Below are 20,999 nucleotides of genomic sequence, written 5' to 3'. Positions count from 1 at the left end.
CTATGTCACTGATTTTTTTGATCCAAAACAAAAAAGCGAAGCCCATCGGATCGTAACAATCCGATGGGCCGGGCCCTGCCCGTCGCGGCGGGATCAGGCGCGCAGCGTGGCGAACACCTGTTCGGCCGCCTCCAGGGTGGCGTCGATGACGGCGTCGTCGTGCGTGGCCGAGACGAAACCAGCCTCGAAGGCGGACGGCGCGAAGTGGATGCCGCGCTCCAGCATGGCATGGAAGAAGCGCTTGAAGGCCTCGGTGTCGCAGGCCGACACTTCGGCGAACGAGGCGGGGACGCGGTCACCGAAGTACAGGCCGAACATGCCGCCGATGGCGTCGGCCGAGAACGGCACGCCAGCTGCGCGCGCGCGCTCCTGCAGGCCCTGGGCCAGCCGCGCGGTCTGGGCCGACAGGCGCTCGTAGAATCCGGGCTCGCCGATCAGGCGCATGGTCGCCAGGCCGGCGGCCACCGCCACCGGGTTGCCCGACAGCGTGCCGGCCTGGTAGACGCCGCCCAGCGGGGTGATATGGGCCATCAGGTCGGCGCGGCCGCCGAAGGCGCCCACCGGCATGCCGCCGCCGATGACCTTGGCCAGCGTGGTCAGGTCCGGACGCACGCCGGTCAGGCCCTGCACGCCTTGCGGTCCGACGCGGAAACCCGTCATGACCTCGTCGAAGATCAGCACCGCGCCGTGGCGGGTGCACAGTTCGCGCAGGCCGGCCAGGAAGCCTTCGGCCGGCTTGATCAGGTTCATGTTGCCGGCCACCGGCTCGACGATCACGCAGGCGATCTCGGCGCCGTGCTGGCTGAACGCGGCGTCGACCGCGGCCAGGTTGTTGAATTCCAGGGGCAGGGTGTGCGCGACGAATTCCGGCGGCACGCCGGCCGAGCTGGGGTTGCCGAAAGTCAGCAGGCCCGAGCCGGCCTTGACCAGCAGGCTGTCGGAGTGGCCGTGGTAGCAGCCCTCGAACTTGATGATCTTGTGGCGGCCGGTGGCGCCGCGCGCCAGGCGGATGGCCGTCATGGTGGCTTCGGTGCCCGAGCTGACCAGGCGCACCTGCTCCAGCGACGGCAGGCGGGCGATCAGCATTTCGGCCAGCTCCACCTCGGCTTCGGTGGGCGCGCCGAACGACAGGCCGTGGACGGCCGCTTCCTGCACGGCGCGCACGACTTCGGGATGGGCATGGCCCAGGATGGCCGGGCCCCAGGAACCGACATAGTCGATGTACTGCTTGCCCTCGGCGTCCCAGACGTAGGGGCCTTGCGCGCGCTGGATGAAGCGCGGGGTCCCGCCTACGGAGCGGAAGGCGCGCACGGGCGAATTGACGCCGCCGGGAATGCTGCGGCAGGCGCGATCGAAGAGTTCGGCGTTGGTGGACATGGCGGATACGGCAGGGTTAGGGGTTGACGGAGAAAGCCGCGGCGCATGCGCGCGCGGCCGCCTGAATGTCGGGCGCCTCGAACAGGCCGCTGATGACCGCGGCCGAATCGGCGCCGGCCTGGGCCACCTGCGACACGTTGGCCGGCGTGATGCCGCCGATGGCGACGACCGCCGGACGCGGCGCGGGGCAGGCCAGCACCCGGGCGCGGGCCTCGGTCAGGGTTTGCAGCGGCGCATGCACGGCCTCGGGCTTGGTGGGCGAGGCAAACACCGTACCGAAGGCGACGTAGTCGGCTCCGGCGGCCAGCAGGGCGTCCGCGCGCCGCAGGTCGTTGTAACAGGACACGCCCAGCAGCAGGCCGGCGCCGGCCTGCGCCCGCACGGTGGCCGGGTCGGCGTCGTCGCGCCCCAGGTGCGCGCCGTCGGCGCCCACATCCAGGGCCAGTTTCCAGTGATCGTTGACCAGGAACACCACGCCCAGCTCGCGGCACAGCGGCGCCAGGGCGCGCGCCTGCGCCGCGCGCAGGCGTTCGTCGGCCAGCTTGCGCCGCAATTGCAGCGCCGTCATGCCGCCGGCCGCCGCGGCGCGCACGGCCGCCAGCAGGCGGTCGGTATCGTCCCATTCGGGGGTGATGCCGTAGAGCCCGGCGGGAAATCGCAGCGTCTTCATGACTGGGCCACGCGGTTGGGCAGGCGGCGGCCCATGCCGGGCAGGAAGCTGGCGGCGATGGTGCGTTCGGCATGCGCCAGGGCCTGTTCCACCGCGCGCGGCATTTCCATCCCCTGCGCCAGCATGGCGGCGGCCGCGATGGCGGCGACGCCGCCCGTGTCGCCGTTGCGGTCGGGGGGGGCCTGCCACGGCCAGGTGCTGGTCTGGCCCTCCGGCCCCACCAGCATGTTGACCTGGTGGCCGGGACGCACCGGCGAACCCAGCACCAGCGCCCATTGCGCGCCGCCCGCCAGCAAGGCGTGGGCGGGCGAGGGCGCGCCGCTGGTGTCGATGCTGCCGTCGGCCTGCCATTGCGCCAGGCGCACGTGCTCGACCACGACCAGGTCGGTCTGCGGCAGCACCAGTTCCAGCGTGGCGGCCAGCAGGTCGTCGGCGTCGTCCTGGTCGGCGGCATCCTGCGGCAGCGGCGTGCGCTGGCCCAGGTGCAGCACCAGCGGCACGTGGCTGTAGTCGGCGGCGATCTGCGCGGCCACGCTGGCTGCCTCGGCCGACAGCAGCGCGCCGACCTTGATGGCCTGCACCGACATGTCTTCCAGCAGGCAGCGTGCCTGGTCGTCGAGCAATTCGGGGGCCACCGGGTGGACTTCTTCGATGCCGGCCGTGTCCTGCACGGTCAGCGCGGTGACCGCGGCCAGGGCGTGGCAGCCCAGCCGGGCGCAACTGACTGCGTCGGCGGGCAGGCCATCGGCGCCGGACGGATCCACGGGGCCGATAATGAGAACGAGGGGAGGCGTAACGGAGTCCAAGACAGGAACGACGGCGAAAAAGGGGTAATCGGGCCGCATCTTGAGCTAGCTCAGACGCTCCCGGTTGTGTTTCGGTAAGATGTGCCCATTCTAATGGATGCTTGACGGACTTGCCCCGGAGGTCGGAGCAAGCGACAGCAGTGCAAGAGAGAACTATGCGTACTTGGATGTGTCTTATCTGTGGCTGGGTCTATGACGAAGAGGCTGGCCTGCCCGATGAAGGAATTGCCCCCGGCACCCGCTGGGAAGACGTTCCGCCGAACTGGGTCTGCCCGGAATGCGGAGCGCGCAAGGAAGATTTCGAACTGATGGAAATCTGAGCACGCCAGGCCGTGATGGCCGCGCCCGCGGCCGCCTTCGCCGGCTTGCCGCGACTGTCCCGACTACCCGCTACCAAGGGGGCTGCCATGACCGACTCACATCGCCCAGACGCCGACGACATCCCGGACGACGACGAGCTGTCGACCGATTTCTCCAACCAGTTCCTGCTGGCCATGCCTGGCGTGGTCGAGGGAAGCCTGGCCGGCACGGTCATCTACATCTGCGAGCACACCCGGCGCGGCGCGCTGGGCCTGGTGATCAACCGGCCGACCGACCTGACCCTGGCAACGCTGTTCGAGCGCATCGATCTCAAGCTGGAAATCGGCCCGGTCAAGGATGAAATGGTGTTCTTCGGCGGACCGGTGCAGACCGACCGCGGCTTCGTGCTGCACGCGCCGGCCGGCGACTACACCTCCAGCATCAACCTCGGCGAGCTGGCCCTGACCACCTCGCGCGATGTGCTGCAGGCCGTGGCCGACGGCAACGGCCCGGCCCGCATGCTGGTGACGCTGGGCTATGCCGGCTGGGGCGCCGGGCAGCTGGAAAGCGAAATGGCGCAGAACTCCTGGCTGAGCGTGGGCGCCGACTCGCACATCATTTTCGATGTCGCGCCCGAAGACCGCTACCCGGCCGCGCTTAAGCTGCTGGGCGTCGACCCGGTGATGCTGGCGGGCGGCGCCGGCCATGCCTGAGGAAACCCTGCTGGCGTTCGACTTCGGCGAAAAGAAGATCGGCATTGCCATCGGCAATACCCTGACCCGCCAGGCGCGCCCGCTGGAAATCATTTTCTCGGAGACGCGCGCGGCGCGCTTCGGCCGCATCGGCCAGCTGCTGCAGGAATGGCAGCCGCAGCGCGCCGTGGTGGGCCTGCCGCTGACCCTGGACGGACAGGAGCAGCCCGCCAGCGCGCGGGCGCGCCGCTTCGCCAACCAGTTGCACGGCCGCTTCGGCCTGGCGGTCGAGCTGGTCGACGAGCGCGGCTCCAGCATGGAGGCCCAGCAACTGCTGGGCACGCATGCCGCCGACGACGCGGTCGCCGCGGCCGTCATATTGCAACGTTACCTGGATACCCTGCCGCAGCCCTGACCTGCCGCTGCCCATGCTCAATCCCCAACTCAATCGCCACGGCGAGCTGATCCACCTGCTGTCCACCGAAGGCCTGCCGCGCCGCATCATCGAGCAGATCCTCGACCTGGCCGCCACCTTCGTGCCGGCGCCCGGACAGGAATTCCCCAAGCTGCCCCTGCTGCACGGCAAAAGCGTGTTCAACCTGTTCTTCGAGAACTCCACCCGCACGCGCACCACCTTCGAGATCGCCGCCAAGCGCCTGTCGGCCGACGTGGTCAACCTGAACATCGCCGCCTCGTCCACGTCCAAGGGCGAATCCCTGCTCGATACCATCGCCAACCTGTCGGCCATGCAGGCCGGCCTGTTCGTGGTGCGCCACGGCGCCAGCGGCGCGCCGTACCTGATCGCGCAGCACGTGGCGCCCCATGTCCATGTCATCAACGCCGGCGACGGCCGCCATGCGCATCCCACGCAGGCCTTGCTGGACATGTACACCATCCGTCACCACAAGGGCGATTTCAACCAGCTGACGGTGGCCATCGTCGGCGACGTACTGCATTCGCGCGTGGCGCGCTCCGACATCCACGCCCTGACCACGCTGGGCGTGCCCGAAGTGCGCGTGGTGGCGCCGGCCACGCTGCTGCCCGAGGGGCTGGCGCAGATGGGCGTGCGCGTCTGTACCGACATGGAAGAAGGGCTGCGCGACGCCGACGTCGTCATCATGCTGCGCCTGCAGAACGAACGCATGCGCGGCGCGCTGCTGCCGTCGGCGCACGAATACTTCAAGCACTATGGCCTGACGCAGGCCCGCCTGGCGCTGGCCCGGCCCGACGCCATCGTGATGCACCCGGGGCCGATGAACCGCGGCGTCGAGATCGCCTCCGAGGTGGCCGACAGCGGCCAGGCCGTGATACTGGACCAGGTGACATTCGGCATCGCGGTGCGCATGGCCGCCATGAGCCTGGTCGCGGGAGTACGGCCATGACGGTGCGCACGGTACGCATCGCCGGCGGCCGGCTGATCGATCCCGCCAGCGGCGCCGACGCCCGCGCCGACCTTTACCTGGCGGACGGCCGCATCGCCGCCATCGGCCAGGCGCCGGCGGGCTTCCAGGCGCAGCAGCACATCGACGCGCGCGGGCTGGCCGTGCTGCCGGGCCTGGTGGACCTGTCGGCGCGCGTGCACGGCGCCGGGCTCGCGCCGCTGGCCTGCGAAATGCAGGCTGCGCTGGCCGGCGGCGTGACCCGGCTGGTCGTGCCGCCGGATACCGACCCGCCGCTGGACGAGCCGGGCCGGGTGGAAATGCTGCGCCACCGCGCGCACCAGGCCGGCCAGGCACAGCTGCACCCGCTGGGCGCCCTGACCGAGGGCCTGCGCGGCGAACGGCTCAGCGAGATGGCCGCCCTGGCCGAGGCCGGCTGCGTGGCCTTTTCCCAGGCCGGCTTGCCGGTGGCCGATACCCGGGTGCTGTGGCGCGCCATGCAATACGCGCGCACCTTCGGGCTGGCATTGTGGCTGCGGCCCCTGGACCCCTGGATGGGCCGCGACGGCGTGGCCGCGGCCGGCGCCTATGCGTCGCGGCTGGGCCTGGCCGAGGTGCCGGTGCAGGCCGAGACGCTGGCGCTGCACACGATTTTCGAACTGCAGCGCGCCACCGGCGCGCGCGTGCACCTGATGCGCCTGTCCAGCGCAGCCGGCGTGGCGCTGGTGCGCGCCGCGCGCCGCGAGGGCCTGCCGCTCACCTGCGACGTGGCCGCCCACCAGATCCACCTGACCGATGTGGACATCGGCTTTTTCGACAGCCGCTTTCGCCTCGACCCGCCGCTGCGCGGCCAGCGCGACCGCGATGCGATCGTCGCCGGGCTGGCGGATGGCACCATCGATGCCATCTGCTCCGACCACAGGCCGGTCGGCGATACCGGCAAGCTGCTGCCCTTCGCCGAGGCCGAGGCGGGCGCCAGCGGCCTGGAGCTGCTGTTGTCGCTGACGCTGAAATGGGCGCAGCGCGAACGCGTGCCCCTGGCGCGGGCGCTGGCCCTGGTCACCAGCGCGCCGGCGGCCATCCTGCGCGCCGCCACGGCGGCGCTGCCGCCCTGCGGCGAACTGGCGGCGGGCGCGCCGGCCGACCTGTGCCTGGTCGACCTGGACGCCGACTGGACCGCCGCGCCGGCCGCCATGCGCAGCCGCAGCGTGCACACGCCGTTCGCGGGTATGATGCTGCCCGGCCGTGTACGGGCGACCCTGGTGGCGGGGCGTACGGTCTGGGAGACCCCTGCTTGAAACTGCTGCGCTTCGTTTTCCGCGTGTTCCTGGTGGTGCCCTGGGTGCTGTTCGGCCTGCTGTGCGTGACCCTGGTGTACCGGGGGCTGCGCCAGGACCAGCGGGCCCGGCTGAACCGGTGCTGGTCGGCGTGCCTGATGCGGCTGTGCGGCATTGCCGTGCATGTGCGCGGCGCGCCGCGCCTGCGAGGCGGCGTGCTGTGGGTCGCCAACCATGTCTCGTGGATCGACATCTTCGTGGTCAACTCGGTGCGCGCGACGTCGTTCGTGGCCAAGAGCGAGATCCGCGCCTGGCCGGTCATCGGCTACCTTGCCGCCGGCGCGGGTACCTTGTTCATCGACCGGACGCAGCGCCACGCGGTGCATGCCATGGGGCAGTCGATCCATGACTGCTTCGCCCGCGGCGATGCCGTGGGCCTGTTTCCCGAGGGCACGACGACCGAAGGCTTCACGACCCGCCCGTTCCATGCCAGCCTGTTCGAGCCGGCGCGCGCCGAAGGCGTGGATATCCAGCCGGTGGCGCTGCGGTTCATGCATCGCGGCCAGCGCAGCGGCTTTGCCGCTTTCGTCGGCGAGGAAACCCTGGTGGCCAATCTGTGGCGGGTATTGGGGACGACCGGGCTGGCGGTGGAGGTGGTGTTCCTGGAGCCCCTGCCTACGCAGCATGCCGAAGGGCATCAGCCGACCCGGCTGGAGCTCTCGCACATGGCGCGCAACGCCATCGCCGGCGAGCTGTAGCCGGCCCGGGCGGCGCGTGGCCGCCCGCGGCGGCGTTCAGTCGCCGTTGGGATCCTGAAAACGTTTGCATTTCACCTGCACGAGTTTGCGGTCATGCAGGCGCAGGGCGCTCAGCGCGCCGCCCCATACGCAACCGGTATCCAGGCAGATGACGTCGGGGCGCATCAGCAGGCCCAGCGTCGACCAGTGGCCGAACACGACAGTGACGTCGCGGGTGGCGCGGTTGGGCACGTCGAACCAGGGCACCAGGCCGGCCGGCCAGGCGCCCGGCGCCACCTTGGTGGCGAACTCCATGTGGCCGGACGGGGTGCACAGGCGGATGCGGGTCAGGGCATTGATGATGACGCGCATGCGCTTGCCGCCCGTGTGGTCGTCCTTCCAGGTGGCGGGCTCGTTGCCGTACATCTTCTGCAGCGCCTTGCGCCAGTTCGGGCCGCGCAAGGCCTGCTCGACCTCGCCGGCCAGCGCCAGGGTCTTGGCGACGTCCCATTTGGCCAGCACGCCCGCGTGCACCATCAGGTGGCCCGCTTCGTAGTGGGCCAGCGGCCGGAACCGCAGCCAGTCGATCAGGTCGACGGCATCGGGCGCCTGCAGCACCTCGTCCAGCGTGTCGGACTTGGAGGGTTTGCGCACGCCCGCGTAGGCCGCCAGCAAATGCAGGTCGTGATTGCCCAGCACGGCCGTGCAGCGCTCGCCCATGGCCATGATGCGCCGCAGCACGGCCAGCGATTGCGGGCCGCGGTTGACCAGGTCGCCGGCAAACCAGAAACGACTGTCGGTATCGCCGGCGATCTCGGGGTGCGCCAGCAATTCTGCGAGCGGCGCGCAGCAGCCCTGCACGTCGCCTATGGTCCAGATACTGCCTTTCATGCAGGAACTTTTCTCCAAGGCCAGCGGTGTTGCATGCAACGCGCCATGGCGTGACGGTATTCCATCATCGACAGCGCGCCGAAAGCCAGCAGCAGGGCGCCGAGGTTCGGTCCCAGCGCCGTGATCCAGGGCGGCCAGCGGCTGAGCATGCCGACGTTCAGCGCGAGCTGGTTCAGCATGAAGAAGCCCACGCCCAGCAGGATGCCGATGAAGACTTTGGCGCCCACGCCGCCGCGGCGGGTCTGCATGAAGCCGATGGGCGCCGCGACGGTGATCATTACCAACAGGGTAAACGGATAGACCAGCTTGCGCCACAGCGCCACGACCTGGCGGTCGTATTGCAGCTGGTTGTGGCGCAGGTATTCGATGTAGTCGACCAGGGTCAGCGCCGACATGCGTTCGGGCGTGAGCACCCGCGCCAGCAGGCGCTCGGGGCTGAGCGTCGTGTCCAGCTTGAGTTCGGGCACCTTGGTGACCCGCGCCGGCAGCTCCTTGGGCTGCTTGGCGTCGGCCAGGGCCGACGGGGCGTGCTCGTCGATGCGGGTTTCGCTGACGTCGGTGAGCACCAGGTCGCCGCGGCTGAACCGGCCGTTGGGCGCGGTCCACAGCGCGGTCATTTCCAGGTCGGAGCGGAACTCGTACAGCGTGACGTCCTTGACCTGGCCGTCGGCCAGCAGGGTCTTGATATTGATGATGCGGGTGCCGTTCTGCGGGGTGGGTTCCTTGAACCAGTAGCCGCTGTTGAGGCGCCCGCCGCCGGCCTTGCCGCGGAACGTCAGGTCGGCCTCGCCGCTCTTGATCTCGGCCGCCGGCGTGACGAATTCGGACAGCAGCGTCGCGCCTATCATCAGCGGAATGGTAATGACCCACAGCATGCCCAGCAGCCGCATGCCGCTGACCCCCGAGACGCGCAGGATGACCAGCTCGTTGCGCTGCGCCAGGCCGGCCAGCGCCAGGATCGCGCCGATCAGCAGGCCGATGGGCAGCAGATCGTACAGCCGGGTGGGCAGGGCCAGCGCCTGCATGTAGAACAGCGCCAGCATGCTGAACTTGTCGCCCACGTTGTCCAGGTCGTCGACCAGCGCGAAAAACGTGAACAGCCCCAGCAGGGCCAGCAGGACCACTGCACAGGAGCGGTAGATTTCACGAGCCAGATAGCGGCGTGCGGTACGCATGGTGGGTGATGCGGCAGATAAAGCGCGGAAACGTGACAGGTTAACAAAAACGCGGCGGTTGGCGCAGCCCCGGGTAACCGGGGCCCGCACTCCTGGTCAGGGAATCTCGACCATGCGCATGCGGCGTGTCAGCGTGGCGGTGCGCGAGTTCAGGTAACCGGTGTTGCGGTGGCGGTCATAGTAGCGGGGATTGGGCAGCATGGCAGCCAGCCTGGCCGCCTGGCCTGCGCCCAGCCGCGCCGCGCTGGTATTGTAATAATGCCGGGCCGCCGCCTCGGCGCCGAACACCCCCACGCCCCATTCCGCGACATTCAGGTACAGCTCCAGGATGCGCTCCTTGGGCATGACATGCTCGATCATGTAGGCAAGCACCAGTTCCTGGCCCTTGCGCAGGTAGCTGCGCGACCCGGACAGGAACAGGTTCTTGGCCAGTTGCTGGGTGATGGTCGAGCCGCCGCGCATCTTGGTGCGGCCGCGTTCGGCCTGCCGCTGGTTGTATTCCCAGGCCTTGCGGATGGCATCCCACTCGACGCCGTCGTGCTCGGTGAAGTTGGCGTCCTCGGACGCCACGACCGCCTGCTTGAGCGTATTGCTGATGCGGTCGTAGGGCACCCACTGGTACTTCAGCTCGGCCTCGGGGTCGCGTTCGCGCAGGCGCGCCAGCTCCTGCCGCATGATGGCGCTGCTGCCCGGGTCGCGGTAGGCGTACCAGACCACCAGGGAGAACATCCACAATTGGTACAGGATGGCGATGCACAGCACCGCCATGATGACGGCGGTGATGACCCGGAACCAGTTCAGGCGGCGCGCGGTGGGCTTGGGCATGGGCGGGCGGCGGATTGCGGCTAGCCCGCGGCCAGCAGTTCGGTGCGCAGGGCCAGCAGCACCGGCCCGGGGTCGGGCCGCACGCCGTGCCAGATATGGAAGCTCTCGGCGGCCTGGCCGACCAGCATGCCCAGGCCGTCGGCGCAGCGCGCCGCGCCGTCGGCCTCGGCCTGGCGCATGAAGGCGGTGGGCCGCGCGCCGTACATCATGTCGTAGGCCAGGGCGTCGGGCGCGTACAGGCCGCCGGGCAGGTCCGGCGCCGCGTCCTGCAGGCTGCTGGCCGTGGCGTTGATGGCCACGTCCCAGCCGCCGGGTTCGGCGGCCTGGGCCAGGGCGCCGGCGCTGACCTGCGTGCCGGTGCGCGGCGCCGCGGCGCGCCAGGCGGCCGCCAGCTCGGCGGCGCGCGCGGCGGTACGGTTGACGATATGGATGCGGGCGCAGCCGGCCGCGGCCAGCGGCTGCAGTACGCCGCGCGCGGCGCCGCCGGCGCCCACCAGCAGCACCCGCGCGCCGGCCAGCGCCACGCCCAGGCGCAGCAGGTCGTTGACCAGCCCGACGCCGTCGGTATTGCAGCCGTGCCAGGCGCCGTCGCGCCACGACAAGGTATTGACGGCGCCGGCCAGCCGCGCCCGCTCGGACAGGCGCGCCTCGGCCAGCGCGTAGGCTTCCAGCTTGAAGGGCACGGTCACGTTCAGGCCCAGCCCGCCGCTCTCGCGGAAGGCCTGCACGGTGGGCAGGAAGCCGTCCACGGGCGCCAGCAGCCGCTCGTAGCGCAGCGGGCGGCCGGTCTGGGCCGAGAACATGGCGTGGATCTGCGGCGAGCGGCTGTGCGCGATCGGATTGCCGATGACGGCATAGCGGGGCGGAGAGGCCGGCAGGGTCATGGGGCGGTCGTTTCCAGGGAGTCGTTGACGAAATGCCAGGTGCGCGTGATGACCAGCACGTCGGTGTCGCGCGCCATCTCGGGCGGGAACGGCGGGAATGGCGCGGCCATCTGCACGATGCGGCGCGCCGCCTGGTTCAGCACGGCGTGCGGCGAGGGCTGGTCGATCTCGAAATCGGCCAGGCTGCCGTCGGCGCGCACCGTGACGGTGATGCGCAGCGAGCCGTAGATGCGGCCGCGCGCGTCTTCGGGGTAATGGCGCGTGCCGATGGTTTCGATGCGGGTGCGCCAGGCGTCCAGGTAGGCGGCATGGCGCGAGGCCTGGGCGGCCGGGGCCACGAATTCCTTGCGCGGCTGGGCGTTGTAGGCTTGCACCCGGCTGGCCAGCGTGGCGATCTGGGCGTTCTGGATCACGCCGGGTTGTTCGCGCGGGTCCAGCCCGGGTTCGGAGGCGTCCGGCCATGGGTGCACCGGCTGGCGCTCCTGGCCGGTCCTGGCCTGCGACTGCAGCTGCGTCAGCAGCCGGTCCTGCTCGGCCTCCAGTTGCGCCTGGCGCTTGCGCATGGCTTCCAGCACGATGGTCTCGGCGTTGCGGCCGGTCTGCGGCAGCGGCGTGGCGGCCAGCCCGCGCGCGGCGTTGCCGCCGCCATCGACCTGGCTTTGCGCGAGCACCTGCGCCGTGACCGGCGCGCTGTCGGTGCGGGCGTTGACCAGCACGATCTCCAGCGTCGAGGCCTGGGGGCGCGCGGGCGCTGGCCCGGCGAAGCGCCAAGCCAGCGCGCCGGCGTGCACCAGCAGCGAGATGGCCGTGCCGACCAGCAGGTAGTGCTGGGCGGGGGCGCCCAGCCAGCGCCAGAAGCGCGTCAGGATCGAAGAGGAGGAAGCGGAGCGTCGCACCCGTGCATTTTAGGGCGAACCGGCGCGCGGCGTGATCTCAGTCCGCCGGCCCCAGGTAGCGGCAGTCCAGCTCCAGCGCCAGTTCGTCCATATTCATGATGTCGATCTGCACCGCCGCGCCGCGTTCCGGCTCGGGCAGGCCGCCCACGCGCGTGACCAGCGGCGCGTTGGCCAGGCGCACCAGGTCCTCGCGCAGCACGTGGGCGGTCGTGCGGCTGATTCCCTGCTGCTTGAGCCAGCGCATGCACCAATAGCGCTCCATGGCGTTCTGGAAATCAGCCCAGGCTGCATACTGCGCGTCGAACGCGCCGATGATGGCATAGAGGTCGGCGTCGCGCGGCTTGAAGGGCGCCACCAGGCGCGCCGACACGCCGTGCTCGACGGCCGCGATCAATTGCCACTGGTTGACCAGGTCGACATAGCGGCGCAGCGGCGAGGTGCTCCAGGCATATTGCGGCACGCCGATCGCTTCGTGCGGCAGCGCCTGCGTGCTCATGCGTACCCGGCCGGCCTGCTGCGAGCGGTAGATGCCCGGCACGCCGTGCTGGTTCAGCAGGCCGCCCCAGATGTTGTTGGCCAGGATCATGTACTCGGCCACCATACGGTCCAGCGGCGCGTTGCGCTGGCGCGGCACCAGCCGCACCGGGGTATCCGGGTCGTCCGGGCTGCCGTCCAGGTAGAAGCTGTATTCGACCCGCGTATTGTTTTCGGGCTTGCCGCGCACGGCTTCGCGCTGCGCGCCCAGCGCCTGCGCCAGCTGCCACAGCGGCCGCAGCCAGTGGCCATAAGCCAGGGGGGCGTCCGGATCGGCCAGCGCGGCTTCGGAAATCTGCGCGTCCAGGTCGTTGTGGCGCAGGTTCTCGCGCACCACGATGCGTTCCAGGCGGGTTTCCGAGGCTTCGATCGCGCCGGTGCGCGGGTCGGCCGTGACATACAGCGACACGGCCGGCACCGGCCGGCCCGCGTCCAGCGAAAACGCCTGGATCACATTGTCGGGCTGCATCGGAATCTTCTCGCCCGGCATGTAGACCGTGGACAGGCGGGTGCGCGCCAGCTTGTCGTGTTCGCTGCCGCGCGTAATGGCCAGTCCGGGCGCGGCGACGTGGATGCCGACGCGGATCTTGCCGTCGGGCAGGGCGCTGACCGACAGCGCGTCGTCGATCTCGGTGGTGGTGATGTCGTCGACCGAGTAGATCTCGCCCTCGGCCAGCGGCAGTTCGCGTTCGATCGACGGCACGTCCATGGCCGGAAATCCCACGCCCCTGGGGAAGTTCACGGCCAGGAAGCGCCGCTTGTGCAGCGCCAGCGGATGCGGCCAGGCGCCCAGGTCCAGCAGCAGGCGCTCGGGCGTCTTCTGCAGCTGGGTGCAGGCGGCGTCGAACGCCTTCCACTGCATCGAATTCTTGTCCGGACGCACCAGCAGCGATTCGGCCGCCAGGGCGATGGCCTCGGGCAGGCGGCCCTGGGCCATTTCGTCGATCCACTGCTGCTGCTGTTCGGCCTGCAGGCGCTTTTTCTCCAGCGCGGCCAGGGCGGCGGCCAGGATGTCGGGCGGGGCCGGGCGGTAGCGGCCCTTGCCGCGGCGATGGAAATAGGCCGGCGCGCCGTGCAGGCGCATCAGCAGGGCGGCCTGCTCGACCGGGCCGGGGGCGTGGCCGAAGTACTCGGCCGCCAGCGCGGGCGCGTCGAATTCCTCCTGCGGCGCGCACTCCCAGAGGAACTGCAGGTCGATGTCCTCGGCCAGCGTGGCCGCCTGGGCCATCAGCGCGGCCGGCTCCGGCGCCGCGAAGGTGAACAGGGTGCTGGCGCGCTTGATCTTGCTGCGCTTGCCCGTTTCCGACTCAACCTGCAGGCTGGCGTCGGTCTCGGACAGGATATTGCCGGCCTTGAAGCCGCCGTCGTCGTCGTAAAACACGTACATAGTGAGAATCCATCGGGCGCGGCGGCGTCAGGAGCGCCCCGGCACATTGCGGCCTATCCGTATATTAATAATCAGTGGGGCGAACCCAGGGCAAATTCAAGGACCTCGGGCATCCAGCGCGGGAAGTCCGACAGGCCGTGGTCGCCGCCCTGCACGATACGCTGGCGGCAGCCGGGGTAGCGATCGCGCATCTCCCGCCAGTCCAGCACCTCGTCGCCCGTGGCCGCCACCAGGAAGTAGCGTTCGGGATGGGTGAGCGGGTCCGCGTACAGGGCGCGCAGTTCCTCGACATACTCGGGCAGGAAGTGGAACGGCGCGTCGGAATGATACATGCGATGTTCGCCGACCTGGGTGGCCAGATCGCGCGCCGCCTGCACCGCCGGGTTCAGCAGCACGGCCTGGCAGCCCAGCCGTTCGGCCAGCCAGGTGGCGTAATAGCCGCCCAGCGACGAGCCGATCACTGTCAGCCGGCGGGGATCCTGCTGCCCGGCCAGTTGCTCCCGGGCCAGCGCCAGCGCCAGCTCGGCGGCCTGCCGCGGGCTGGCCGGCAGTTGCGGGCATTGCCATTGGCCGGCCAGGCCGCGTTGGTGCATGGCCTGCGCCAGCAGGCGCGCCTTGAACGAGTCGGGCGAAGAACGGAAACCGTGCAGGTACAGGATGGGCATCGCGGCGCCTTCAGCGGGGTTGGGCCAGGGCGTCGAGCAGCTTGCCGTGCACGCCGCCGAAGCCGCCATTGCTCATGACCAGCACATGGTCGCCCGGCCGGGCCGCCGCCGCGACTGCGCGCACCAGCGCCGGCAGGTCGTCGTAGCCGGCGGCGCGTTCGCCCAGCGGCGCCAGCACCCGGGCCGGGTCCCAGCCCAGCGCGTGCTTGCCGGCGTGATCGCCGAAGCAGAACACCAGGTCGGCGCCGGCCAGCGCCTCGGGCAGGCGCGCCGCCATCGTGCCCAGCTTCATGGTGTTCGAGCGCGGCTCGAGCACGGCCAGGATGCGGGCCGCGCCTACCTGCCGGCGCAGCCCCTCGATGGTGGTGGCGATGGCGGTGGGATGGTGCGCGAAATCGTCGTAGACGCGTATGCCGTTGACCGTGCCGCGCAGTTCCATGCGGCGCTTGACGCCGCCAAAGCGCGACAGCGCCTCGATGCCTTCGGCCGGCGCCACGCCCGCGTGCCGGGCCGCCGCCAGCGCCGCCAGGGCGTTGCGGCGGTTGTGCTCGCCGCCCAGCGTCCAGCGCACCGTGCCGGCATCGCGGCCGTCCACGCTGACTTCGAAGGCGCCTTGCTCATCGGCGGGGCCGGCCTGCCATTGGCCGCCGGGGCCGAAACGCGCCACCGGGGTCCAGCAGCCGCGCTCGAGCACGCGTTCGAGCGCCGGCGCGTCGGTCGGCAGCACCAGCTGGCCGTTGGACGGCACCGTGCGCACCAGGTGATGGAACTGGGTCTCGATGGCGGCCAGATCGGGGAAGATGTCGGCGTGATCGTATTCCAGGTTGTTCAGGATGGCGGTGCGCGGCCGGTAGTGCACGAACTTCGAGCGCTTGTCGAAAAAGGCCGTGTCGTACTCGTCGGCCTCGATCACGAAGGGGCGGGCGCCAGGCGCGTAGCGCGCCGACACCTGCAGGTCGGGCGCGACGCCGCCGATCAGGAAGTTGGGCTGGCGTTGCGCGCATTGCAGGATCCAGGCCAGCATGGAGCTGGTAGTGGTCTTGCCGTGGGTGCCGGCCACGGCCAGCACGTGCGCGCCGGGCAGGATGTGCTCGCCCAGCCATTGCGGGCCGGATATATAGCGGGCGCCGCTGTCCAGGATGGCTTCCATCAGCGGGTTGCCGCGGCTGACCACGTTGCCGATCACGAACAGGTCGGGGGCCAGCGCCAGCTGGTCGGCGCCGAAGCCTTCGATCAGCTCGATGCCCTGCTCGGCCAGCTGGGTGCTCATCGGGGGGTAGACGCCGGCGTCGCAGCCGGTGACCTTGTGGCCGGCCGAGCGCGCGATCAGCGCCAGGCCACCCATGAAAGTGCCGCAAATACCAAGAATATGCAGGTGCATGGTGTTCTCCTGTGCGGCATTGTAGAGGCTGGCGCGGGGCGCGCCGGTATCCCCGGCGCGCGCGCATTGTTATGATCGCGCCATGAATCGTCGTCTTTTTCTGTACGCTGGCGTGGCCGCGGCAGCCGCCGCCTCCGGCGGGTATTTCCTGGCCGAGCGCCGCAACGCGCGCCCGGCGCCGTCGGCGGCTGCGCCGGCCGAAGGCGCCGGCGACCCGCTGGCGCAGCTGCGCCAGCTCGCCCTGCCCGATCTGCAGGGCACGCCGCGCAAGCTGGCCGACTGGGGCGGCCAGCCCCTGGTGGTCAATTTCTGGGCTACCTGGTGCGCACCCTGCGTCAAGGAAATGCCCGAACTGGACGCCCTGCAGAAAAAATATCCGCAGGTACGGTTTGTGGGTATCGGCGTCGATACTGCCGACAATATGCGCAAATTCGTCGAGAAAATCCCCGTGTCCTATCCCTTGCTGGTAATGGGTGCGGGCGCCATCGATACCCTGCGCAGCCTGGGCAACCCTAGTGGCGGTCTGCCTTTTACGCTGCTTTTGTCGGCAGATGGCAGCATGAAGCGCAAAATTCTGGGCCAGATTGTCTACGATGACCTGGATCGCAGCGTGGCCGGCCTGTCAGCTTGAATTCGGTTGGACAAATAGGCCGTTTTGGCGTTAAAAAGGCGGTTTATCGCTCGTATTGCCAACAGTTTGGCAAGCTCCATGGCGCAACGCATTCTTGTTTTGCATGGTCCCAACCTGAATCTGCTCGGCACCCGGGAGCCTCATATCTACGGCAGCCTGACGCTGGCGCAGATCGACCAGGGCTTGGCGGCGCTGGCCGGCCAGCTCGGCGTGGCGCTGACCTCGTGGCAAAGCAATCACGAAGGTGCGCTGGTCGAGCGCATCCAGGCAGCGGCGGCCGACGGTACCGATTTCATCATCATCAACGCGGCCGCCTACACGCACACCAGTGTCGCGATCCGCGATGCGCTGGCGGCGGTGGCCATACCGTTTATTGAAGTACATTTGTCCAACCTGTATAAGCGCGATTCATTCCGGCAGCATTCTTATCTGTCCGATCTGGCGATAGGCCTGATTACCGGCCTGGGCGCCGATGGCTACGAGGCGGCGCTGCGCTACGCGGCGCGCCACTGATCCTCGCCCCGGCATCTCTCACATCTACAGCAATCTGACGCGGCCCGGAAGTACGGGCGCGGCCAAAACACAATCGGGAAGCAGCTTCTATGGACCTCCGAAAACTCAAAACCCTGATCGACCTCGTGGCTGAATCGGGTATCGCCGAGCTTGAAATCACCGAAGGCGAAGGCAAGGTTCGCATCGTCAAGTTCTCGCAAGCCCTGCGGCCGGTTGCCTATCACATGCCCGAGGCCGTCGCCCCGGCCGCCGCTCCTGCGGCGGCTGCCGCGCCCGCCGCCGAGGCGGCGCCCGCGGCGCCGCAGGGCCATGTGGTCAAGGCGCCCATGGTCGGCACCTTCTACCGCGCGCCCAATCCCGGCGCCGCGCCTTTCGTCGATGTCGGGCAGTCGGTCAAGGAAGGCGACCCGCTGTGCATCATCGAGGCGATGAAGCTGCTCAACGAGATCGAAGCCGACAAGGCTGGCGTGATCAAAGAAATCCTGGTCGAGAACGGTGAGCCGGTCGAGTACGGCCAGCCGCTGTTCATTATTGGCTGATAGGTCAACATGTTTGAAAAGATCCTGATCGCCAATCGCGGCGAGATCGCCCTGCGGATCCAGCGCGCCTGCCGCGAGCTGGGCATCAAAACCGTCGTCGTGCACTCCGAGGCCGACCGCACCGCCAAGTATGTGCGCCTGGCCGACGAGTCGGTCTGCATCGGCCCGGCGCCGTCGCGCGAGAGCTACCTCAACATGCCGGCCCTGATCTCGGCGGCCGAGGTGACCGACGCCGAGGCGATCCACCCGGGCTACGGCTTTCTGGCCGAGAACGCCGATTTTGCCGAGCGCGTCGAAAAGAGCGGCTTCGTCTTCATCGGCCCGCGTCCCGAAACCATCCGCCAGATGGGCGACAAGGTCAGCGCCAAGCGCGCCATGATCGAGGCCGGCGTGCCGGTCGTGCCGGGGTCGGAGGGCGCCTTGCCGGACGATCCGCAGGAGATCCTGCGCATCGCGCGCGAAGTGGGCTATCCGGTCATCATCAAGGCTTCCGGCGGCGGCGGCGGGCGCGGCATGCGCGTGGTGTACACCGAAGCTGCGCTGCTGAACGCGGTCAACATGACGCGCTCGGAAGCCGGCGCGGCGTTCAACAATCCCGAAGTCTATCTGGAGAAGTTCCTGGAGAATCCGCGCCACGTGGAGATCCAGGTGCTGGCCGACGGCGGCCGCAACGCCGTGTGGCTGGGCGAGCGCGACTGCTCGATGCAGCGCCGCCACCAGAAAGTCATCGAAGAGGCGCCGGCGCCCGGCATTCCGCGCCGGCTGATCGAACGCATCGGCGATCGTTGCGCCGACGCGTGCCGCAAGATGGGCTACCGCGGCGCGGGCACGTTCGAGTTCCTGTACGAGAACGGCGAGTTCTATTTCATCGAAATGAACACCCGTATCCAGGTCGAGCACCCGGTCACCGAACTGATCACCGGCGTGGACGTGGTCCAGCAGCAGATTCTGATCGCCGCCGGCGAGAAGTTCACGCTGCGCCAGCGCGACATCCAGTTCAAGGGCCATGCCCTGGAATGCCGGATCAACGCCGAGGATCCGTTCCGTTTCGTGCCCAGCCCGGGCCGCATCACCAACTGGCATGTGCCGGGCGGCCCCGGCGTGCGCATCGATTCGCACGCCTTCAACGGCTACTTCGTTCCGCCCAACTACGATTCGATGATCGCCAAGGTCATCACCTATGGCGACACGCGCGAACAGGCGCTGGCGCGCATGCGCATCGCCCTGTCCGAGATGGTGGTCGAGGGCATTTCCACCAACATCCCGCTGCATCGCGAACTGCTGCAGGATGCGCGCTTCATCGAGGGCGGCACCAGCATCCATTATCTGGAGCACAAACTGGCGCAGCGGCCCTGATTCACGGAAATCCTAGTCATGCGTGAACTGGTCCTAAATTGCCGCGAGGCGCAGGCCGACGCGCTGTCCGATGCGCTGCTGGAGGCCGGCGTGCTGTCCGTCTCGGTGGAGGACGCCGACCTCGGCACCGAGGCCGAGCGGCCGCTGTTCGGCGAGCCGGGCACCGAGCCGCAGGTCCAGGCCTGGGAACGCAATTGCGTGGTGGCCTTGCTGCCCGGCGGCGCCGATCCGGCGCAGATCCTCGAACAGGCCATCGCCGCCGCCGGGCTGGATCCGGCGCTGGCGCATGGCTGGTCCCTGCGCGAGGTGCCGGACGCCGACTGGGTGCGCCTGACCCAGTCGCAGTTCGGCCCCATCCCGATTTCGGAGCGGCTCTGGATCGTGCCCAGCTGGCACCGCGACGACCCCGCCGTGCCGGGCCTGGCGCCCGACGCCGCGCGCGACGCGATTCATATCGAACTCGATCCGGGCCTGGCGTTCGGCACCGGCAGCCATCCCACCACCCATTTGTGCCTGGCCTGGCTGGAAGCCGAGCTGCCCGCCGGCGCGCGCTTGCTGGACTACGGCTGCGGCTCGGGCATCCTGGCCATTGCCGCGCGCAAGCTGGGCGCGGGCGAGACCGTGGCGGTGGACATCGATCCGCAGGCCGTGCAGTCCACCGTCGACAATGCCGAGGTCAACCAGGTACGCCTGCAGGCCATGCTGCCCGATGCGCTGCCGGCCGGCGAGTTCCAGGTCGTGGTGGCGAACATCCTCTCCAATCCGCTCAAGGTGCTGGCGCCCATGCTGGCCGGGCGCGTCGCGCCGGGCGGCCATCTGGTGCTCTCGGGCGTGCTCGAGCGCCAGGCCGACGAAGTGGCCGCGGCCTATGCGCCCTGGCTGACCATGTCCGTCTGGCGCGAGCGCGACGGCTGGGTCTGCCTGCATGGCGTAAAGGCCTGAGCGGCCGCGGGCAGGAGGCCGTCTCATGGCGCTGACCACCCGTTGTCCGCAATGTGGCGCCGCCTTCAGGGTGGTGGCCGACCAACTGCGTGTACGCAACGGGCTGGTGCGCTGCGGCGAATGCGCCACGGTGTTCGATGGCCGGGCCTGCCTGGTCCCGGCGCCCGATGCCGGCGCGCCGCGCGCCGCAGCGCCGCCGGTCCCGTCCGCGCCGCCGTCCGATCCGCCCTTCGATCCGCCTTACGCCCATCGGGCGGCGTCCGAGCCGGCGGCCCCGGCCACCCAGGCGCCGCCGGCCGTACTGCGTGGCCGCGCCGACATGCAACGCGGCGACGCCCCGCCCGTGGACGAAGACGAACCCGACGCGATGGCCGATGGCGCGCCCGAAGACGAGGCCGATTGGGACGCGGCGCCGCGCCCCGAGTCCGCAGAGGCCGGCTGGCGTCCGATATTGCCGCGCGATCCGGCGCACGACGACCGGGAGCCGGCGTTCCGGATCGGCCGCACGGCCACGGCCTGCGCTGCGGCCGACGCCGAGGATGCGGTGCAGGTGCCCGGCGAAGTCCGTACGCGCTATTCCAACGCCGTCGACAGCGGCCGTACGCCGCCCGAGTTCCTCGACGATGACCGCATCCAGGCGCGCCAGCTGGTGCGGCGCCTGTGGGCCTACGCCTGTGTGCTGGGCGTGCTGGCGCTGGCCGCGCAGCTGGTCTACGTCTATCGCGGCGCCATCGCCGGCGCCGCGCCGGCCTTGCGGCCGGTGCTCGAACAAGCCTGCGTGCCGCTGCAATGCAGCGTGGGCCATGCGCGCCGCATCGAACGCATTTCCATCACGTCATCGTCGCTGCGGCCGGCCGCCGGCGCCGCGCAGGGCGACGACGCCCGCACCCGGCTGACGCTGAACGTGGTGCTGCGCAACCGCTACGACCGGCCCCAGGAATGGCCGGCGCTGGTGCTCGATCTGACCGATATCTCCGATACCGTCGTGGCGCGCAAAATCATTCTGCCCCAGGATTACCTGCCCTCGCAGGCCGGGCCCGCGTTCGCGGCCGGCAGCGAAATCAACCTTGCCATCCCGGTCGAAGTGGCCGGGCTGCAGGTCAATGGCTACCAACTCGATAAATTCTTCCCATGAAGGACTC

At 69.6% G+C, this 20,999-nt stretch carries 23 protein-coding genes; 12 read left to right on the top strand and 11 right to left on the bottom strand.

What is annotated here, in order from left to right; translation table 11 throughout:
• Positions 1-93: 93 nt before the first annotated feature.
• Genes hemL through LK409_RS17890 form a run of 3 tightly spaced genes read right to left on the bottom strand, consistent with a single transcriptional unit; the run spans position 94 to position 2,892 of the window.
• Entirely contained in the window at positions 94-1,377 is a 1,284-nt protein-coding gene (gene hemL / locus LK409_RS17900) for a glutamate-1-semialdehyde 2,1-aminomutase (protein WP_010929314.1), read from the bottom strand.
• Between the two features lie 16 nt (positions 1,378-1,393).
• A complete protein-coding gene (gene thiE, locus LK409_RS17895; protein WP_003814984.1) occupies positions 1,394-2,047 on the bottom strand; it encodes a thiamine phosphate synthase in 654 nt (217 codons plus the stop codon).
• Positions 2,044-2,892 carry a hydroxymethylpyrimidine/phosphomethylpyrimidine kinase gene (locus LK409_RS17890; protein ID WP_003814982.1) on the bottom strand — a complete coding sequence of 283 codons (849 nt, stop codon included), beginning with the start codon at positions 2,890-2,892 and terminating at the stop codon, positions 2,044-2,046. The genes thiE and LK409_RS17890 overlap by 4 nt, the downstream gene beginning before the upstream one ends.
• A gap of 116 nt (positions 2,893-3,008) precedes the next feature.
• Here LK409_RS17890 and LK409_RS17885 point away from each other — a divergent pair, with 116 nt between their 5' ends.
• The 6 genes from LK409_RS17885 to LK409_RS17860 all read left to right on the top strand — a co-directional run bounded on the left by LK409_RS17885 (position 3,009) and on the right by LK409_RS17860 (position 7,259).
• A complete protein-coding gene (locus tag LK409_RS17885) occupies positions 3,009-3,173 on the top strand; it encodes a rubredoxin (protein ID WP_003814980.1) in 165 nt (54 codons plus the stop codon).
• An 87-nt stretch (positions 3,174-3,260) separates the two neighbouring features.
• Positions 3,261-3,866: a YqgE/AlgH family protein gene (locus LK409_RS17880; protein ID WP_010927118.1), complete on the top strand. Its 606-nt coding sequence runs from the start codon at positions 3,261-3,263 to the stop codon at positions 3,864-3,866.
• Positions 3,859-4,260 (top strand): Holliday junction resolvase RuvX, encoded by a 402-nt coding sequence (gene ruvX / locus LK409_RS17875; protein ID WP_003814967.1) that lies wholly within the window; start codon positions 3,859-3,861, stop codon positions 4,258-4,260. The genes LK409_RS17880 and ruvX overlap by 8 nt, the downstream gene beginning before the upstream one ends.
• 13 nt (positions 4,261-4,273) lie before the next feature.
• A complete protein-coding gene (locus tag LK409_RS17870; protein WP_010929313.1) occupies positions 4,274-5,227 on the top strand; it encodes an aspartate carbamoyltransferase catalytic subunit in 954 nt (317 codons plus the stop codon).
• A complete protein-coding gene (locus LK409_RS17865) occupies positions 5,224-6,522 on the top strand; it encodes a dihydroorotase (RefSeq protein WP_003814964.1) in 1,299 nt (432 codons plus the stop codon). The genes LK409_RS17870 and LK409_RS17865 overlap by 4 nt, the downstream gene beginning before the upstream one ends.
• Positions 6,519-7,259 carry a lysophospholipid acyltransferase family protein gene (locus LK409_RS17860; protein WP_010929312.1) on the top strand — a complete coding sequence of 247 codons (741 nt, stop codon included), beginning with the start codon at positions 6,519-6,521 and terminating at the stop codon, positions 7,257-7,259. Before LK409_RS17865 ends, LK409_RS17860 begins: the two co-directional genes overlap by 4 nt.
• A gap of 36 nt (positions 7,260-7,295) precedes the next feature.
• On the opposite strand, the gene LK409_RS17855 is transcribed toward LK409_RS17860, so the two are convergent.
• The 8 genes from LK409_RS17855 to mpl form a co-directional block, all read right to left on the bottom strand.
• Entirely contained in the window at positions 7,296-8,129 is an 834-nt protein-coding gene (locus LK409_RS17855; RefSeq protein WP_003814962.1) for a symmetrical bis(5'-nucleosyl)-tetraphosphatase, read from the bottom strand.
• Positions 8,126-9,304, bottom strand: a complete 1,179-nt coding sequence (gene lptG / locus LK409_RS17850; protein WP_041937300.1) for an LPS export ABC transporter permease LptG — start codon at positions 9,302-9,304, stop codon at positions 8,126-8,128. Before lptG ends, LK409_RS17855 begins: the two co-directional genes overlap by 4 nt.
• Before the next feature lie 96 nt (positions 9,305-9,400).
• A complete protein-coding gene (gene mtgA, locus LK409_RS17845) occupies positions 9,401-10,129 on the bottom strand; it encodes a monofunctional biosynthetic peptidoglycan transglycosylase (RefSeq protein WP_003814960.1) in 729 nt (242 codons plus the stop codon).
• Positions 10,130-10,149: 20 nt separating this feature from the next.
• The gene (aroE, locus tag LK409_RS17840; RefSeq protein ID WP_010929310.1) at positions 10,150-11,013 is read right to left on the bottom strand and encodes a shikimate dehydrogenase; all 864 of its coding nucleotides are present in this window, start codon (positions 11,011-11,013) and stop codon (positions 10,150-10,152) included.
• Positions 11,010-11,909: a TonB family protein gene (locus LK409_RS17835; RefSeq protein ID WP_004567783.1), complete on the bottom strand. Its 900-nt coding sequence runs from the start codon at positions 11,907-11,909 to the stop codon at positions 11,010-11,012. The genes aroE and LK409_RS17835 overlap by 4 nt, the downstream gene beginning before the upstream one ends.
• 37 nt (positions 11,910-11,946) lie before the next feature.
• On the bottom strand, positions 11,947-13,830 hold the full coding sequence (locus tag LK409_RS17830) for a ribonuclease catalytic domain-containing protein (protein WP_010929309.1): 1,884 nt from the start codon (positions 13,828-13,830) through the stop codon (positions 11,947-11,949).
• Positions 13,831-13,901: 71 nt separating this feature from the next.
• Positions 13,902-14,495, bottom strand: a complete 594-nt coding sequence (locus tag LK409_RS17825; RefSeq protein ID WP_003814956.1) for a YqiA/YcfP family alpha/beta fold hydrolase — start codon at positions 14,493-14,495, stop codon at positions 13,902-13,904.
• 10 nt (positions 14,496-14,505) lie between these two features.
• The gene (mpl, locus tag LK409_RS17820; protein WP_003814955.1) at positions 14,506-15,876 is read right to left on the bottom strand and encodes a UDP-N-acetylmuramate:L-alanyl-gamma-D-glutamyl-meso-diaminopimelate ligase; all 1,371 of its coding nucleotides are present in this window, start codon (positions 15,874-15,876) and stop codon (positions 14,506-14,508) included.
• A gap of 82 nt (positions 15,877-15,958) precedes the next feature.
• On the opposite strand from mpl, the gene LK409_RS17815 reads away from it, so the two are divergent.
• The 6 genes from LK409_RS17815 (at position 15,959) to LK409_RS17790 (ending at position 20,992) form a co-directional block, all read left to right on the top strand.
• Positions 15,959-16,507, top strand: a complete 549-nt coding sequence (locus LK409_RS17815) for a TlpA family protein disulfide reductase (protein WP_003814954.1) — start codon at positions 15,959-15,961, stop codon at positions 16,505-16,507.
• Positions 16,508-16,585: 78 nt separating this feature from the next.
• Entirely contained in the window at positions 16,586-17,020 is a 435-nt protein-coding gene (aroQ, locus tag LK409_RS17810; RefSeq protein WP_003814953.1) for a type II 3-dehydroquinate dehydratase, read from the top strand.
• Between the two features lie 89 nt (positions 17,021-17,109).
• Positions 17,110-17,559, top strand: coding sequence for an acetyl-CoA carboxylase biotin carboxyl carrier protein (gene accB / locus LK409_RS17805; RefSeq protein WP_010929308.1), 450 nt, complete (start codon positions 17,110-17,112; stop codon positions 17,557-17,559).
• Between the two features lie 9 nt (positions 17,560-17,568).
• The gene (gene accC / locus LK409_RS17800; RefSeq protein ID WP_003814951.1) at positions 17,569-18,915 is read left to right on the top strand and encodes an acetyl-CoA carboxylase biotin carboxylase subunit; all 1,347 of its coding nucleotides are present in this window, start codon (positions 17,569-17,571) and stop codon (positions 18,913-18,915) included.
• 18 nt (positions 18,916-18,933) lie between these two features.
• Entirely contained in the window at positions 18,934-19,857 is a 924-nt protein-coding gene (gene prmA, locus LK409_RS17795; RefSeq protein ID WP_010929307.1) for a 50S ribosomal protein L11 methyltransferase, read from the top strand.
• A 25-nt stretch (positions 19,858-19,882) separates the two neighbouring features.
• Entirely contained in the window at positions 19,883-20,992 is a 1,110-nt protein-coding gene (locus tag LK409_RS17790) for a DUF3426 domain-containing protein (protein ID WP_010927115.1), read from the top strand.
• Positions 20,993-20,999: the final 7 nt, after the last annotated feature.

The organism is Bordetella parapertussis, assembly GCF_020735925.1.
Classification (GTDB): Bacteria; Pseudomonadota; Gammaproteobacteria; order Burkholderiales; family Burkholderiaceae_B; genus Bordetella; species Bordetella pertussis.
This window is presented reverse-complemented; position numbering and strand designations above follow the sequence as displayed.